At 41.1% G+C, this 17,044-nt stretch carries 11 protein-coding genes; 2 read left to right on the top strand and 9 right to left on the bottom strand.

Annotation, left to right across the window (positions count from 1 at the left end; all coding sequences use genetic code 11):
• Positions 1-46: 46 nt before the first annotated feature.
• The 7 genes from H6G41_RS23295 to H6G41_RS23325 all read right to left on the bottom strand — a co-directional run bounded on the left by H6G41_RS23295 (position 47) and on the right by H6G41_RS23325 (position 8,730).
• Positions 47-1,366 (bottom strand): serine/threonine-protein kinase, encoded by a 1,320-nt coding sequence (locus H6G41_RS23295; protein ID WP_190749069.1) that lies wholly within the window; start codon positions 1,364-1,366, stop codon positions 47-49.
• Positions 1,367-1,580: 214 nt separating this feature from the next.
• Positions 1,581-3,236, bottom strand: coding sequence for a sodium:solute symporter family protein (locus H6G41_RS23300; protein WP_190749071.1), 1,656 nt, complete (start codon positions 3,234-3,236; stop codon positions 1,581-1,583).
• Between the two features lie 9 nt (positions 3,237-3,245).
• A complete protein-coding gene (locus H6G41_RS23305) occupies positions 3,246-3,497 on the bottom strand; it encodes a DUF4212 domain-containing protein (RefSeq protein WP_190749073.1) in 252 nt (83 codons plus the stop codon).
• A gap of 253 nt (positions 3,498-3,750) precedes the next feature.
• Positions 3,751-4,401, bottom strand: a complete 651-nt coding sequence (locus tag H6G41_RS23310) for a response regulator transcription factor (RefSeq protein ID WP_190749075.1) — start codon at positions 4,399-4,401, stop codon at positions 3,751-3,753.
• A gap of 13 nt (positions 4,402-4,414) precedes the next feature.
• The gene (locus tag H6G41_RS23315; protein ID WP_190749077.1) at positions 4,415-4,837 is read right to left on the bottom strand and encodes a histidine kinase dimerization/phosphoacceptor domain-containing protein; all 423 of its coding nucleotides are present in this window, start codon (positions 4,835-4,837) and stop codon (positions 4,415-4,417) included.
• Positions 4,838-5,031: 194 nt separating this feature from the next.
• Positions 5,032-5,898 carry a sensor histidine kinase gene (locus H6G41_RS23320; RefSeq protein WP_190749079.1) on the bottom strand — a complete coding sequence of 289 codons (867 nt, stop codon included), beginning with the start codon at positions 5,896-5,898 and terminating at the stop codon, positions 5,032-5,034.
• Positions 5,899-6,093: 195 nt separating this feature from the next.
• The gene (locus H6G41_RS23325) at positions 6,094-8,730 is read right to left on the bottom strand and encodes a CHAT domain-containing protein (protein WP_242038022.1); all 2,637 of its coding nucleotides are present in this window, start codon (positions 8,728-8,730) and stop codon (positions 6,094-6,096) included.
• Positions 8,731-9,021: 291 nt separating this feature from the next.
• Here H6G41_RS23325 and H6G41_RS23330 point away from each other — a divergent pair, with 291 nt between their 5' ends.
• Together H6G41_RS23330 and H6G41_RS23335 are read left to right on the top strand one after the other, a co-directional pair.
• On the top strand, positions 9,022-9,273 hold the full coding sequence (locus H6G41_RS23330) for a type II toxin-antitoxin system ParD family antitoxin (protein ID WP_190749081.1): 252 nt from the start codon (positions 9,022-9,024) through the stop codon (positions 9,271-9,273).
• A 62-nt stretch (positions 9,274-9,335) separates the two neighbouring features.
• Positions 9,336-9,581 carry a type II toxin-antitoxin system RelE/ParE family toxin gene (locus H6G41_RS23335; protein WP_308796322.1) on the top strand — a complete coding sequence of 82 codons (246 nt, stop codon included), beginning with the start codon at positions 9,336-9,338 and terminating at the stop codon, positions 9,579-9,581.
• Positions 9,582-9,588: 7 nt separating this feature from the next.
• On the opposite strand, the gene H6G41_RS23340 is transcribed toward H6G41_RS23335, so the two are convergent.
• Together H6G41_RS23340 and H6G41_RS23345 are read right to left on the bottom strand one after the other, a co-directional pair.
• Positions 9,589-13,785 carry a filamentous hemagglutinin N-terminal domain-containing protein gene (locus tag H6G41_RS23340; protein WP_190749083.1) on the bottom strand — a complete coding sequence of 1,399 codons (4,197 nt, stop codon included), beginning with the start codon at positions 13,783-13,785 and terminating at the stop codon, positions 9,589-9,591.
• 46 nt (positions 13,786-13,831) lie between these two features.
• A complete protein-coding gene (locus H6G41_RS23345) occupies positions 13,832-16,954 on the bottom strand; it encodes a filamentous hemagglutinin N-terminal domain-containing protein (RefSeq protein WP_242038023.1) in 3,123 nt (1,040 codons plus the stop codon).
• Positions 16,955-17,044: the final 90 nt, after the last annotated feature.

Raw genomic sequence — 17,044 nt, forward strand, 5'->3', positions numbered from 1 at the left:
TGTCAGTTGTCAGTTGTCAGTTGTTCAATGCCCAATGCCCAATGCCCTATATGTTACATTCTTTCAGTCTTGATGTTAAAGAAGAGATATATTTTACTTTGCAATCATAGTCTACAAAATCCCATTTTTTATTTAAATAAATATGCATTATGGGGAGGTGTGCTTCTGGTGCTGTGAGATCAAATGTGAGGTCTTTATAGTACATCCATTTGCCATTTTTGCTCCACTGGACGCGATCCCAAAAAGCTTCCCAGGTGTCTATGTTAAATTTTTCGGTTCCACCGAGACTTTGATAAACACGCTTTTGGATTGAGAAGCCAAAGCGCCCTTGACTGTATTTTATCCATAGTTGGTCTATTGTCCGCAGGTCTTCACAGGGAAAGTTTTCGATGTCTTGAATATTAAGATAGTCTTGTGCTGTTTTTCCGGCTACAGCTAGCATGACTTGGCGTGTTTCTTCGTCTGCTTTTTGCCATTCGCCGACTGCGAGTAAGTCCCGCAGGCGAGTATAGTCTTGAGTAATAGTAGATTCAAGAGTAGCGATCGCTAATTGCGGATTGACTAATTTTAACCATTCTCTGACTGTTTGCGGGCGGTTTTCTATTTCTAACTCCATGCCTCGGAGAATCGCTTGATTGACGCGATCGCTAATTTGGGGATTAAATTGCTGTGGTGGTGGTAGAGGTATACCAGTTTTGCGAAATTTAGCCGGGAAAGGTACTTCCGCAGTTAGCAAACTATACAGCGTCGCCGCTAATGCGTAAACATCTGTGTAAGCACCAAAGTTTCCTTTACGTTCATACTGTTCAATCGGTGCATAACCTTCAGTTTTCGCATTAGTCATACTACCCGTTTTTCCTAAGTTAAATTCACGGGCTAGCCCAAAGTCAATTAATACAGCTTCTTGTGTACCCTGACGTAACAAAATGTTATTTGGCTTAATATCTCGATGTAAAAATCCTTTGGTATGCACATATTCTAAAGCTTGTCCAATTTGATCGATGTAGCGTAAAGCTTCCGGTTCTGATAGCTGTCCGTATTCATCAATATAAGTTGCTAAATCTTGCCCATCAATATATTCCATTACCATTCCCCAGAGTTCATCTTCTTTGATGACTTCATGAACTTTGACAATGTGAGGGTGGCTACACTGAGCTAAACGTAGGGCTTCGTTAACAAATTTTACCTGTTGGGCGTCAAAATCATCTCTTGTTTGTTGGATGTGATTCAGTGTTTTGAGGACAAATAATTTACCCGTATTTGGTTCAATAGCACTGTAGGTAATACCAAAACCACCACTACCCAGGACTTTTTGGACAATAAATCGTCCTTGTTGTAGTGATTGGTTGGGTGTCCAAAGTTGCATAAGTCAAGTTTGTGCAGTTTGGGGTAGTTGCGAATCAGTTTTAATTGTACTGTTTTGGTAATAATGTTGACGGTTGACTTTGAGAACTGATTTTATCAGAGGGATTATGTCAAAAAGTCTAGAGACATTTTATGTAAATGCCTCTAGATGATATGTGTAATTTTGATTTCTTAGTAAGTCAGTAATTGCACTAAACTATTTGATGGCTAGTTAACTACTCTTCAAGGACTGGTGTGCGTAAATCTTCCACTAGTAGCTGAATTTCTGCTGGTGGGGGTGGGGTGAGGCGCGAAACTATTAAGGTAACTACCAAGTTAATTACCATTCCCAAAGTACCAATTCCTTCGGGAGAAACGCCAAAAAACCAAGGTTGCATACCGGCAAACTTCACGCCGACGATGTACACAATCGTAAAAATTAAGCCTGTTAACATTCCCGCGATCGCACCTTGAGAATTGGTACGCTTATCGAAAATACCCAAGACTATCACCGGGAAGAAGCTAGCAGCGGCTAACCCGAAGGCAAAAGCCACAACTTCACTGACAAATCCTGGCGGATTTACCCCAAAGTATCCAGCTAAAACCAGGGATAAACCTACCATGATCCGCCCGACAAATACACGTTTTTTCTCGGAAGCGTTGGAATCTATGATCCGGTAATAGACATCGTGGGCGACGGAACTGGAAATTACTAACAATAAACCTGATGCTGTAGACAAAGCGGCGGCTAACCCACCTGCTGCGACTAAGGCGATTACCCAAGGTGGGAGATTAGCCACTTCTGGGGTAGACAGCACAATAATATCTCGGTCAATTTTAATTTCGTTGGTGTCTTTATTTGGTGTTAACTGAAAACTGCCATTGTTATTTTTGTCTTCAAAAGTTAGGAGTCCGGTTTTTTCCCACTTGTTCGCCCAATCTAGTTGCTGTACTTGTGTAACTGTCTGATTGTGTAATTTATCAATCAAGTTATACCGAGCAAACATTGACAGTGCTGGGGCAGTGGTATAAAGGATGGCGATAAATAATAATGCCCAACCCGCAGAAAATCGGGCAGCACGCACGCTAGGCACAGTGTAAAATCTGACGATGATATGGGGCAAGCCAGCAGTACCCACCATTAAGGCAATAGTAGTAAACAGCACATCTAGCATGGGCTTGTTCACAAATGCCTTAGTGTATTCTTTAAATCCTAAGTCCAGCTGAATTTGATTGAGCTTGTCAGCCACATCACTAAAGGTAAATGCTAGTTGGGGAACGGGATTACCTGTAAGCAAATAAGCAAGTGCGATCGCGGGCAGTAGGTAAGCAACAATTAACACAGCATACTGAGCTACTTGCGTCCAGGTGATGCCTTTCATCCCGCCCAAAACAGCAAAAAATCCCACAATTATCATACCGATGATCACACCAGTATTGATGTCTACTTGCAGAAAGCGGCTAAAGACAATGCCCACACCCCGCATTTGTCCGGCAACGTAGGTAAGAGAGACGAAAATTGCTGCAATCACTGCGACTAACCGGGCAACATTTGAATAATAGCGATCGCCGACAAAATCCGGTACTGTATACTTACCAAATTTACGTAGGTATGGAGCTAAAAGTAGTGCTAAGAGTACATAGCCTCCAGTCCAACCTAACAAATAAATTGAGCCGTCATAGCCCATAAAAGAAATCAACCCTGCCATTGAAATGAAGGAAGCCGCAGACATCCAATCAGCAGCAGTTGCAGCACCATTCGCAATCGAAGGAATTCCTTGTCCAGCAACAAAGAAATCTTTAGTATTTTCAACTCGTGATTGCCAACCGATGTAGATGTAAATTAAGAAAGAAATGCCAACTATGACAAGAGTCCAAATTTCAACTGACACTTTTGCTCCTCACTTTTTATTATATTTGCGGTCTAATTTATCCATTTGGACGGCATAAATGAAAATTAATGCCACAAATATTAAAATTGAACCTTGCTGTGCCATCCAAAACCCAAAGGGAACGCCAAAAAAGCGGATTGAGTTCAATGGTTCAACTAGCAAAATACTAAAAACCAGGGAAACAAGTGCCCAGACTATTAAAAGGTTACGAATTAAAGCCGTATTAGCACGCCAATAAGAACGGCGATGATTTTCGTCCATTGCTGTTGATTGTACAGTTAGTTCCCACAAATCATATCAATAACTTAGGACAATACTAACTAGTTACTATTTTCTTTTTAGAAAATTTCTAGAAACTAACTCAGGTCATTTTTAAAGTTGATTATGACTTGATTATTTGTGCCTGTATTTAAAGAAATGTAAAGAAAATGTGATTTTGTTTACTTCTTTGCTTGCTATTGCAAAACTCCAGATTTGTAGGGTATGCTTTGACTTCTCCTAACAGACATTTAGTTTAAGTATTGGGTAAGCAAACAGAACTAGCATAAATCGCTAATTGCGCTCTATTTTTAAGACTGAGGCGATTAAAAATGCTGTTAATATGAGTTTTTACTGTACTTTCTGATATAAATAATTTCTGAGCAATTTCTTGATTTGTTGCACCCAATGCCACTAAACGCGCTACATCTAATTCTCTCGGTGTTAATAAACTTAATGCCGGAGGAACAGATTCACTGGGATTTGGTTGTGTTACTTTATGATTAACAACCCGTTCTAAAAGACCAGGTGCAAGTTGTGCGTATCCTCGGTTAATGCTGCGAATAGCATTAACTAATTCTTCGGAAGGCATATCCTTTAAAAGATAACCTTTTGCGCCAGCATGAATTGCTTCATTGACATCGCGCTCGTCATCATAAGTGCTTAAAACTAATACTTTAATGTGGGGATATTTTTCACAAATAATTTTAGTAGCCGTAGCACCATTCATTACCGGCATTCGCAGATCCATTAATACAATATCTGGTTGTAATGTTTCTACTTGGGTGATTGCTTCCTCTCCATTTTCTGCCATACCGATAATTTCTAGGTCTGATTCTAAGCTCAGCATTGCTTTGAGACCTTGGCGAACTAAACTTTGGTCGTCTACCAGTAATAAGCGAATCATAGAATTTTAGATTTTAGATTTTAGATTTTAGGTTTTGGACTTCGTTGTGAGCGCTCAGCCGCAGGATTTTGGATTGTAGCAATAAAGTGGGATTGCATAGCATATTAAAATTTTGGGGGGCAGTGCTTATCCTACCTTCTTCATCCATGATTCTGACAATATGCCGCAATTCTTGCATCAGTTCGCTACTTAATTGGTAAGCTTGAGACAATGATTGTTGTGATTGTATAGGATTGATTTGGGATAATTTCTGTGCCGCTTGTAGTTGGATATTTAAAGCCATGATTGATTGTCCTAAAGCTTTATATAAATTAATTAATTCATGATTTTTTGCTTGAATTAATAGCAAATTTTGAGTTTTGTATTGAAATGTATATATCTGGAGTTGCCAAGCTAGTATTAAGCCTCCTATTATCAACAACAGAACAGTAATCATGGTTTTGGCGGTTTGATGAAATAAATGTTACATCCATAATTAAAACCTGATTTTTGGTATTTGACTATGTATTGCTAGTAATTACCAACTTTAGTTTGGCTCAAATTTGTCTCATCCAACGAAAGTTGATAATTGGCAATTTTAGTAATACGAAAGTTGTAATTATTTTTGTATATCTTGTCGGCGCAAGAATCTTAATATATAAATTCCTGTGATTCTAAAGTTTGCCATTCATCTAAATTTAGAGGTTGCCATTCACCGATTTTGACTGCATGATTGTGATTTAGAGCAACAGATTCTTGAGGAATAGAAATTTCCGAGATGATGGCTATATCGGATATTTCCGATACTTTTGGTATGTCCGGTAAATTCGATATTTGCTTGGGAATCTCAACATGAATGCAACAACCTGCCTGCGGTTGGGATTCTAAGTAAAAATTACCTTGTAAAACAGCAATTCTCTCTTGCATTCCCCGCAGTCCATAACCACCAGAAATTTTTTCTGGATCGAATCCCCGACCGTTATCTTGAATTGTTAAATTTAGTCCAGTTGATGTGGTGCAGAGATAAATTTGTACTGCTGTTGCTTGGGCATATTTACGAATATTGTTGAGTGCTTCTTGAATAATGCGATAAATTTGCGCGGTTAAGTGTGGTAATAAGGGAATCGGCAGATTGATTTTCACTTCTGGTAAAATACCAGTGGTTTGATGAAAATCACGGACTAAAGATTCAATCAAAGATTCTAAAGACTGGGTGGCTAATGGATCGTTACGTAAGGCTTTGACTGATTGACGGACTTCTTGAGTTGCGATCGCAACTAACCGATGTGCTTCATTAAGAAACTCTTGGGCTTGATTGGGATCGGGTTTACATAGTTTACTGGCTGTCTGTAATTGAAAATTTAACGCCGTCAGCGCATGTCCCAGGGAATCATGCAACTCTCGTGCAATGCGGTTGCGTTCTTGGGTGGCTGAAAGGTTAGCAAATTCTAATACGCACTGCCACAACTGCTGATGCATGTGATTGAGTTGTTCTGGTGTATATAGTTCTTCTACCAAGGTAATCTCTCCGTAACTTCCAGCTGACTCTCTATAGTTCTGGGTGAGGGGGACTTATGCAATTGGGCATGGGGCATGGGCAATTCAATTTTGGATTTTGGATTTTGGATTTTAGATTTAGATTAGAATCCAAAATCTAAAATCTAAAATCTAAAATCTAAAATTCCTTGTCCTCCTTGTCCCCCCTGTCCCCTCTTAAGTCCAATTGCCTAACAATACGTAAGGTGCCCAGTAATATGGGGTTTGATATTCTGGGTTTTTGAGGATGCTAAGTTGGGCGCGTCTTAAGGCTTCTGCTTTGGTGATACCTGTTTGATTGGCTTTGACTAGTTGCTCGTAAAATTGACTCATGAGTGTTGCGGTGGCTTCATCGTCAACGCGCCATAGGGTTGCTACTGTACTTTTAGCACCAGAACGCACGGCTACACCTGCTAATCCTAAGGCGGAACGATTATCGCCGGTGGCGGTTTCGCAAGCACTCAAAACTAGGAGTTCTAGGGAGTTGTCTTGTGAGACTTCGACGGTTTTTAAAACTCCACTGAGTTCGTTAACTTTGATTTTGCCGTCCCAGGTGAGAATAAATGTGTCATCTGCTTGGGAACTAAATTGTCCGTGGGTGGCTAGGTGAACAATGGGGAAGGGAACGGCGGAAATTTGGTTTTGAAAGGCGGAATTTGTAAATGTATCGTTGAAAAGAACTTGAGAGGGTAGTTCTGATTTAATTTTGTCTACTTCCTGCTGAACGTTGGGTAGGGCGGTAAATCCGGAACGCGCTTCACTTAACCCACCGACTAAGGCTCCTAAGCGTTCTTGTTTGAGCGATCGCGGTGCTAATAATTGTAATCCGGGTGTGAGGGCAATACTATATTTTTCCACCAAGAATTGTTGACCATCATGTAACGCCGCCATTGGAATATTTCGCAATACCCCATCTAAGACAAACACTAATGTCTCTACTTGACTAGTTTCTAAGTCTACGGCTGCATCTTTGAGAACTAAATTATACATTTCTTGCAGTTGGGGCAGAGTCAAGTCAAAAGCTGTTGATTGCTTTAAATCTTCTCCTAATCTGGTTGCTAGCTTTTCAATGGCTGGGCGACTGATAGGTTTTTTATAGTAACGAAAATCACGTTCTGCTTGTTTGTCGGCTTTTGCTTGAGAATTTGGTAAGCTGGCAATAATTGCTAGTTGGTCTTCGAGAATAATGGGATAAATAACTGCGGCTTTGGGATCGACTTTGTCTATTTGTTCCGGGTTACCATTAAGACAAGCTTCGCGGAAGAAGTTATCGAGTTCGACTAACTGTAAGCCTTCAATGACATCTCGCGCGGCTTTTAAATTATCTTTTTCATTGGATTCGACTAACAAGCCGACGAGTTGACGGTGAATTGGTTCAACTGCTTCGCGGAAGGAAAATTGCACATCGGGATTGGCGGCGGCTAAGTCTGCACGCAATGATTTAATTGTACCAACGGCTTCTGTGTAAGCAGCGATGGCACTTTTGCTTTTCCCTTGGGCTTTTAATACTCTACCTAATTGCCATTGCCAACGATAGGCGATATCCCCAGCGTTGATTTTTTGTGCTAATTGTACGGCTTGTTGAGTTAATTTCTCTGCATCTTGCCAGCGCTGTGCTTGTTCGTAAACGTTACCTAGAGTACCCAGTGCATCAGCTTGTATGCGTATGTCGCCTAAATCTTGGGCTTGTTGTACCGCCACTGCCAATAGTTTGGCGATTTCTGTTTCCGAAATTTGGCTTCCGGATTGCTTTTGCATTTGTATCATTGTTTGCGCCAAATTTACCCGTGATGCGATCGCACTTTGGCTAGGTGGTAAGGCTGCAATATTTTGTTGTAGCTGTGGTAATAAAGCCTTGGCTGCATCTAGTTGATTAGTCTCCACTAGTAAGCTAAGTTGATTAACTTGCGCTTGTACTTTTAAATTTAGGGGTGCAGAGATAGCAGCTTGTTGATAAAATGCGATCGCCACTTGGGGATTAATCGGAGTTTTGCTAGCTTTAGTCAAGCTGATTTGAGTACGGGCAAGATTACCGAGACTAAGTTGGGTTAATGCGATCGCCTCAGGTAATTGTAATTGATTCGCGATCGCCAAACTGCGCTCTAAAATTAAAGTCGCTGGCGGAAAATTCCCCACCACCCGCAACGATTCACCCAAAGTTCTTAACGCCGTAGCTGTTTCTGGTGTCGCTGCAATTTTTTCTAATAAAGGCTTGAGTTGTTCAGGGTTTATATTTGCAACCTGGGGTAACTTTAACGCTGTTTCCAATAGAGAAATTGCTTTTTTATACAAACCTAAATTTTGTAAAGCCAGCGCTTGGTTAGTTTGAGCAGTCAGTACCCGATTTGGTTTATTTAATTGATTATATATAGATGTCGCCGCTTCCCAAGATTTCAAAGCAGCTTCAGCTTGACCCCGTGCCAATTGTAACCCGCCTTGAATATCCAGAGCTTGAGCTAATGCCAAAGATTTATCTGATTTCGCATTTTTAATAGTATTTAATAGCGCAACACTTTCAGTAATAGCACGGTGCGCCTCATCCCATTTTCCCAACTGTTGATAACACAAAGATAAATTACTTAAACTCAACGCTTGCTGAATCGGTTTATTCGCAGCTTTATAAGCCTGCGCTGCTTGTTGAAATAACTGCGCCGCCTCTGTAAACTCACCCTTAGCGTAGGAATTACGCGCTTGCTGTTCCACAGATAAACCAGGAACCTGAGCAATGTGTGTTACTTGCGCTAACCCCGGCGATGTTATAGATAATAAAAGAGCGATCGCCATCAACACCACAAACCTTTTAATCCTCTTCATACTCCTCTTTGCGCCTCTGCGCCTTTGCGTGAGATAAAAAAATCTTGTTCACTGAACTACCGGACACAATACGCTTGGTGTTCGCGCCAAAAACCTGAAACTATGTAGGTTGGGTTGAGGAACGAAACCCAACATTTGCGGGAGTTTGTTGGGTTTCACTTCGTACCCTTCGGGAAGCAAGCTACAACCCAACCTACAATTATCTACCGGACATATAGCAGAACTACTCGTAACAGACAAATAAATGAGTTTTGATAAAATTGACATTGTAGTTATATTTCCAGTTGAAATATGAACGTTAACTTAAAACCAGAATACGAAAAATTCATTCAAGAGCAAATTGCTAACGGACAATTTAATAGTGTAGACGAAGTCATGAATGAAGCCATTAAATTGTTAGAACTACGAGTTAATCGACTAGAAAAATTCCGCCAAAAAATAGCATTAGGTACAGAACAAATTGCTAACGGACAAGTAACAGATGGTGAAATAGTGTTTGCGAGATTGCAAGAAAAGATTCGCGCTATGACTGAGGAATCTTGAGCATGGGTAATTATTCATTTTCTGATGAAGCAATTCAAGATTTAGAATAAATTTGTGAATATATTGGACGCAACAACCCGAAAGCAGCCAGCCAGCTTTTTGATCGAATTCGCCAAAAATGTAAATTAGTTGCTGATTTCCCCAATATGGGAAAAAGTTATGCGAGGCTTGCACCTAATTTAAGAGGTATTGTTTTTCAAGACTACTTGATATTTTATTACCCTAGAGAAGATGGAATTGATGTTGTTCATGTGGTTAGTGGTTATCAAGATTTAGAATCATTATTTTCTGATTCAGATGATGAATAAATCAGGGTTAAGATGCTGGACACATAGCAGAACTACTAGTAGCAGTAGGTGTTGCTGTTGGCGCTTGCGCAACCAGAATAATATTACCGTCAGCAGTTTTCACCAAACCTTGCGCCTCAACAATTGGTGCAGAATTCACCACTTCTTCCTTTAGCTGTATTCCCGCGTCAGTTTGACTATTAACAATTTCCCCATCCAAAGTAGCTAAAGGACTGAGGTTACCTGTACCTGTGAGTGGTTCTAAAGTATTAGGCGGTAAACTACCACCGCGTCCAGTGACGACAAAAGAACCCAAGGGTTTAGCATAGCGGCCTCTGGGGCAAGTTTGCGCAAATTGAGTACTAGCATCAATTAATCCTGTAGGTAGTTCCAGCAGTTTTTGAGGAGTTTGAACTTCTGGTGACGAGATATTGATTTGTCCCTGTACGCCTAAGTCAGAACTGGCGGTGATATCGCTTTGACTTGTCTGCTGGGAACGTGCTTCAGTTCCAAAAATATTTTGCACATTGATGTTAACGTTACCACCTTTACCAGTGAAAGCATCAGCAGAGATATCGCTGTTTTCATTTGGTACAGCGACAATGAAAGATGAATTGATGCTGATGTTACCGCCATCACCACCAGCTTTTTGATTACCAGCAGTAGCAGAAACATTACCACCACGGCGCAGCAACAATATATTAGTATTCAGCGCAATATTACCGCCATCATTGGCAAAAGATTCCGCATTAATTGCACCGCGATTTTCAACTTTGATTAATGGTGAATTGACGGTGATATCTCCCGCTTTTCCTTGGCCTCGGCTACGAACGGAAATGAAGCTGGGAAGAAGACCATTATTTGAAATTCCAATAACTTCAACGGCATCAGAAGCGTTAATAGTAACATTACCACCTTGCCCTGTGCTTTCTGGGGCTGTATTTGCACCAACTACCCCCCCATTTTGGACGCTGAGGTGTTGGGTGCGAATTGTTACGTCTCCAGCATTACCAGCACCACCAGTTGATGTAAATATGCCGTCAGGTAAATCTATGTCTGCTGGATTCGCCAAGATTTCTACAGAGTTGGTAGCGTTGATATCAATATTACCGCCTCGCCCTGCACCACTTGTAGTTGTTGTAATATATCCCCCATTGCTGAGACTGAGGCGATAAGTTGTAATGCTTAAATTTCCGGCATTGCCAGTTCCAGATGTCCCAGTTGTCAGAAAGGTACCAAATAAATCATCTGAAGATTGACCAACAATTTCTACTAAATCTGAGGCATTAACGGTTAGATTCCCCCCTTGACCTGTACTTTCTTCAGCCGCAGCTGTTGACACGAATCCCCCATCACGGATGCTGAGGCGGCGAGTATTGATATTTAAATATCCTGCATTGCCAGAGCTAAATGTCGCAGTTGTCAGAACGCTGCCAAATTGACCTTCTGAATAGCCACCAATCACATCTACTGAGTCGGAAGCGTTGACGGTTAAATTACCACCGTTCCCTGTGCTTCCTGAAAATGTTGTTGCTGATACGATTCCTAAATCCCGAATACTGAGAGAGCGAGTATTTATAGTAAGGTTACCAGCATTACCAGCCCCACCAGTTGATGCTGTTAGGGTACTAGAAAGTTGACTGTCTGTGCCTTTACCCACAACCTCAACGGAATCGAAAGCATTGACAATTAAATTACCGCCTTGCCCTTTACTTGATGCACGAGTATCAGTACTGACTGATGCGCCACTAGTAATACTTAAACGATTCGTATTAATGGTCATATTTCCAGCATTACCAGCCCCACCAGTTGATGCTGTTAGTTGACTCAAGATTTCGCCATCTGGACTAGTACCCATAACCTCAACAGAATCTAGAGCATTGACGGTCAAATTACCACCTTGTCCCTTGCTTGATGTACGAGCATCAGTACCTACCAATGCACCACCGCTAATAATTAGACGGTTCGTGTTAATAGTCATATTTCCAGCATCCCCAGATCCTGTAGTACCAGCAAAGATATCGCTGAATACTTGACCATCGGGTGAAACTCCGACTACTTCAACTAAGTCTGAGGCATTAATGGTTAAATTACCACCCCGCCCAGTGCTATCACTGTTTAATACTCCTGCACTCACGCTTCCTCCATCTAGCACACTCAAGCGGGGAGTAGTAAGGGTAAGATTTCCAGCATCGCCAGAGCCTAAAGTTGAACTACTAATCGCACTACTAATAGCACCATTGGGCGTAGTACCAATGACTTCTATGAAGTCTGTAGCATTAATTGTTAAATCTCCTCCCCGACCGGACTGACCGACAAATGCGTTCGTGATAATATTTCCTCCGTCGCGAATGCTCAATCGTCCAGTATTAATAGTTAGTTTTCCACCGTTTCCAGAACCTTGAGAATTTGTTCCTAGCCTACTTCCAGAAATTAAGTTTTCTCCAGTTCGGGGATTAACTAGCGTTGTTGTCCCAGTCAAAGTAACAGAATCTAAGGCGTTAATTAACAAGTTGCCACTCTTACCTTGTCCTCGTGTCAAAGTATCAATATTGCTGCCATTGGAGAGTGTTAATACTCGCGTTTGCAGTTGAATATCACCTCCATTTCCTTGACCAGTGACAGAAGAGGTAATAGTAGCAAACCCATTTAGCGAAATTAAATCATCAGTAATAATTTGAATATTGCCAGCTTGACCCTCATCAAAATTTCTAGAACTAATTGTGGTGTATTCGCCATCAAGGGAAAGAGTTCTCGCTGTAATTTCAATATCACCACTTGGTTGGTTATTCACTCCGCCAAATACAGATGCAGCAGAAGCACTCGCAATAATAGAACTACCAGAGAGTGATATAGAATATTGGGCGTGCAGAGTTATTTTCCCTCCTAGTCCTTGCCCATTGTTACCAGAATTAATTGCCGCTCTATTGCTTAAATTTATGGTTTGGGCATTGAGAGAAATATCGCCAGCTTTACCAATAGAGTTTGATGTGCCAAAGGTACTAATAAGGCTATTACTATCTAAAGTAATATCCTCAAGGGAATTTAAACTAATATTACCCCGATTTTTTTGACCATTTGTAGAGATTTGGCTATCATTACTTAGACGGATTGAATTAGAATTGATAGCGATATTTCCCGTATCACCCAAAGAATTTTGCAAACCAACGTTGAGAAGATAACTTTTATCATCCAGAGAAACAGTACCTGTCGCATTAATTGTTAGGTCACCTGATGGAATTCCTAATGTTCCCTGCCCTTCTGCAAAAGCTACACCAATTAAACTATTATTAGACAAGCTAAAGTTGTGAGCGTTAACAGTAATTGGACTACCCCCAGTTGTCAATGCAGCAGCATTATTTTGAAATGTAATATCTGCTTTAGATACATTTTCTGGGAAACTTAACTGCATCTCATTACCGCTACCAATCAGTTCAACAGATCCCACTGCTGTTAGTCCGCCCAATTCTAGGCGATTATTTAGCACACCTATTTGACCACCATCAAAGATGATATTTCCACCTACTAAAAAACGGCTTCCCTGTTCTGGCGAAAATAATGCAGTATTTGCAGCATCCGTCTCACTGAAGCGGGTACGGTTGGTAATGCTATTGGGATTAATTTGATTAAACAACAACGCGGAAGGATTAACAGTTAATAAAGGTGGTGCTGCGGGATTTGTGGCGCTGAAAATTCCTTGATTACCCAATTGCACAGCATTGGCGGTAGTTCCCACAAATGAACCGCGTATATCTAACCGCGCATTTTGCCCAAATAAAATGCCGTTGGGATTAATTAAAAATAAATTGGCATTACCATTAACTCCTAATGTGCCGAGAATATTTGAGGCTTGTCCGCCTGTGACTCGCGTGAGAATATTTTGCACTCCGGTGGGGTTGCCAAAATACACTCTTTGCCCATCATTAATATTAAAGTCACTAAAACTATGAAAAAGATTGCTACCACGTAAAGCGCCGCCGTCAATTTGGTCTGCATTTGCACCGTTAATTAATACGTTGGGCGTAATTTGAGAACTTTCTGCACCTAAGGTGTTATCGGAGGTGATTTGGCTGTAAGCCGGGGTAGCAATGAGGAGAATAAGACTGCATAAGGTGAGATGAGTTTGAATATAGCAGTTTTGCGAGGTAATGCGATCGCACAATTTAAGCGATCGCTTTTTTCTCAGTCCTTTTACTTGTAATAGCCAGTTCTGTATCAAATTCATCACTGATTGTTCTGAGGGCTGATGCGTGAGATTCAACTTACACTTATCAGTAGTTATAGGGAGATGTAACACATGCAGTAGTGGCTGAAGTAGCCGCAGGTGTGGCTGTTGGCGCTTGTGCAACCAGCATCATCTTACCGTCAGCAGTTTTCACTAAACCTTGCGCCTCAACAATTGGTGCTGAATTCACCGCTTTTGGTTTTCCCTGCATTCCCGCATCAATTTCAGTATCAGCTTTTTTCCCATCTAAAGTAGCTAAAGGACTGAGGTTATTTATACCTGTAAGTGGTTCCAAGGCATTTGGAGGTAAACTCCCGCGTCCGGTGACGATAAAGGAACCTAAAGGTTTAGCATAGCGGCCTCTGGGGCAAATTTGGGCAAATCTTGTACTAGCGTCAACCAATCCTGTTGGTAGTTCGATGAGTTTTTGTGGCGGCTGGACTTGTGGTTGAGTGATGGTGATTTGTCCCTGTACGCCTAATTCAGAACTTGCGGTGATATCGCTTTGATTTGTTAGTCTTGGACGGGGTTCGATCCCAAAGATAGCCTGAGTGCTGAGGCTAACATTACCACCTTTACCAGTGAAGGCATTAGCGCTAATATCGCTGTTTTCGTTAGGTATGGCGACGATAAAGGGTGAATTAATACTGATGTTACCCCCATCACCGCCAGCTTGCGCCCTACCTGCGGTGGTGGAAATTAAACCGCCACGGCGCAACAGTAATAAATCGCTGATATCGAGAATGATGTCACCACCATTACCTATATTAGTGAAAGATGCGATCGCACTTCCTTGACCATTAATTTCTAAAAAATTACCACTAATTCTCATATTTCCGGCATCACCATTACCTATACTGCCGGAAAAAATTTCAGCATCATCACGGACAACAAGGCGATTTGTCGTAATATCTATTTCGCCACCCTTACCATTAGCACTTTCGTCAACGGATGTTACTAAGCCAGTTACCAACTCGCTGTCTGAGCCTGTCAGTATAATGTTATCAGCTTGTACTGTTAAATTACCCGCATTTCCATTTCCTTGAGTTCCTGATGATATTTGCGATTGTTCTTGTACATTTAATAGTTGAGTTTTGATGCTAATATTGCCAGCATCGCCTGTAGCTTCGTTATCTACTTGAGTGATAATGTTGCTACTTCCACCCATATTAATTTGCTCGGCATTAATCGTAATTTTTCCCGCATTACCTTGATTAAAGGTGGTGGCAGAAATTTGTCCTTCATTGCTGAGGTTTAAGCGTCCTGTTATCACATCAATACTGCCCCCAGAACCAATTCCTCCCGTTTGCAAGTCGGCAAATAAACCTGATGGTGCAAAAGAATTATCAATTCTTTGGGGGCCAAACCCAGAAATATCAATAGCATCAGTGGCACGAACCACTAAATTACCACCTTGTCCTCGTCCGAAGAGTACTGAAGTTGATATGTTTGCACCATTACTCAGGCGTAACCTTTCTGTATCAATAGTTATCGTGCCACCACTTACATCTGCATTACTTCCAATAACCTCAGAGGTGATTGTACTGATAAAGTTGATACCACCGAAGCGAGATAGAATTTCTTGTGTTAACGGGTTAGACAAAACTTCTAGCACGTTAGGGTAATCTAGTCCAATCAACTGTTCCTGAGCTACGAAAACAAACCCATCTAGTTCTAAATCCTTGGCGCGGATAGTAATATTTCCAGGATTCCCACTGCTTGTAGAATTAGTGCTTATATTTCCCCCTTGAGTTAGGCTGAGTCTGGGTGTTTGTATCGTGACATTACCTGCATTCCCCGTTGCCTCAAAACCTGTTTCACTTGATACACTACTCAAGTCTATAAATGTCTTAGAAACACCACTAATCTCTACAGACTCATCCGCTTGGATAAAAATATTACCTGCATTTGCACTGCTAAAAGTGCTCGTACTAATATAGCCCCCATCTTTGAGATTAACTCGCTGGGTTTCAATGGTAATATCCCCCGCGCTTGCTTGAGATGTACTTCCGGGTTGAACACCTGTAAGGATGCTGCCATTAGTTACCTCAACTGCATTCCTAGCTTGAATGGCAATAGAACCCACACTTCCACCACTAGTATTTGCTGTGATTCCTCCTCCTAGTGAGGTATTTTGAACTCGCAAAGTGCCAGTTTCAATTCGCAGGTTACCTGTTGAACCTGAACTCAAGCTAGAAAGTCCTAAAATACCTTTGTCGGTTATATTTACAGCATCTGTTGACCGGACAGTGAAGTTTCCCGCTTTACCTACACCCGCAGATATAACAGAAACAGCACCGCCATTGACATTAACAGACTCGGTAGCATTAAGGCTGAGGTTTCCTCCATTACTTGCTCCACTGGTATTTGCTGAGATGAAACTGGTAAGACCAGTATTTTGTAAGATTCCATCTCCGTTAATTGTGATTTTTCCAGCATTGATAGTAACATCGCCACCCTTACCCGTAGCTGAATCATTGCTAGCAGATAAAATCGAGCTACCGTTAGCAAGAGTTACTGCATCGCTGGCTTGAATTTGAATATCACCCCCATTCACTGCATCAGTAATAGCACTCTGAATTGAAGACTTTTGATCCAAACTTAGTTGCGTTGCATCAATCACAATTGAGCCGCCATTGCTCCCAAAAATAAACGAATTGTTGAGCTTAATCTCACCTCCAAATAGTTCAATTTCACTATTACCAATTACCCTAATTAAGCTACTATTTTTTAAGTTGATGGATTCCCTCGCTGAATTTTCTGGTAAGTCGAAACCCAAGGATGAACCATTAACATCCAACCCAACTGTTGTATTTCCTGCCACAGATCCTAGTTTCACTTTTCCATCTAAGGCAAATAATCTACTGCTATCTAAGATAATTTCACCACCTACTAGGGCTAAGGTGCTACCATTAACACCTAAAGCGTTAACAGCTTGATTAATAATACTTCCTGGTTGAGAACCAAACTGTAAACCGATTGGTACATTGATAGTTAATAAAGGTGGTGATTGGGGATTGGTAGCGCTAAACTCAACTCCATTGGGAAAGATTAAGCTATTTGCTGTAGTTGCTGTAAATGCTCCGCGAATAGCTAATTGAGCATTTTTTCCAAATACAATACCGTTGGGATTTATTAAAAATAAATTGGCATTACCATTAAACCTCATCCATCTTGAAAACTGGAGTTTTCGCAGAAAACATATTACTGTGGATAGGTGGTGTGGTAGAAAATCAAACAGGAATGCTAAAAGTAGAAT

It is taken from the genome of Tolypothrix sp. FACHB-123 (assembly GCF_014697075.1).
Taxonomy (GTDB): Bacteria; Cyanobacteriota; Cyanobacteriia; order Cyanobacteriales; family Nostocaceae; genus Aulosira.

What these genes read in the sequence shown, in the direction of transcription:
- H6G41_RS23295 (WP_190749069.1), bottom strand. Translation starts at nt 1,366, where the DNA reads ATGCAACTTTGGACACCCAACCAATCACTACAACAAGGACGATTTATT.
- H6G41_RS23305 (WP_190749073.1), bottom strand. Translation starts at nt 3,497, where the DNA reads ATGGACGAAAATCATCGCCGTTCTTATTGGCGTGCTAATACGGCTTTA.
- H6G41_RS23310 (WP_190749075.1), bottom strand. Translation starts at nt 4,401, where the DNA reads ATGATTCGCTTATTACTGGTAGACGACCAAAGTTTAGTTCGCCAAGGT.
- H6G41_RS23315 (WP_190749077.1), bottom strand. Translation starts at nt 4,837, where the DNA reads ATGATTACTGTTCTGTTGTTGATAATAGGAGGCTTAATACTAGCTTGG.
- H6G41_RS23325 (WP_242038022.1), bottom strand. Translation starts at nt 8,730, where the DNA reads ATGAAGAGGATTAAAAGGTTTGTGGTGTTGATGGCGATCGCTCTTTTA.
- H6G41_RS23330 (WP_190749081.1), top strand. Translation starts at nt 9,022, where the DNA reads ATGAACGTTAACTTAAAACCAGAATACGAAAAATTCATTCAAGAGCAA.
- H6G41_RS23340 (WP_190749083.1), bottom strand. Translation starts at nt 13,785, where the DNA reads ATGAATTTGATACAGAACTGGCTATTACAAGTAAAAGGACTGAGAAAA.
- H6G41_RS23345 (WP_242038023.1), bottom strand. Translation starts at nt 16,954, where the DNA reads ATGAGGTTTAATGGTAATGCCAATTTATTTTTAATAAATCCCAACGGT.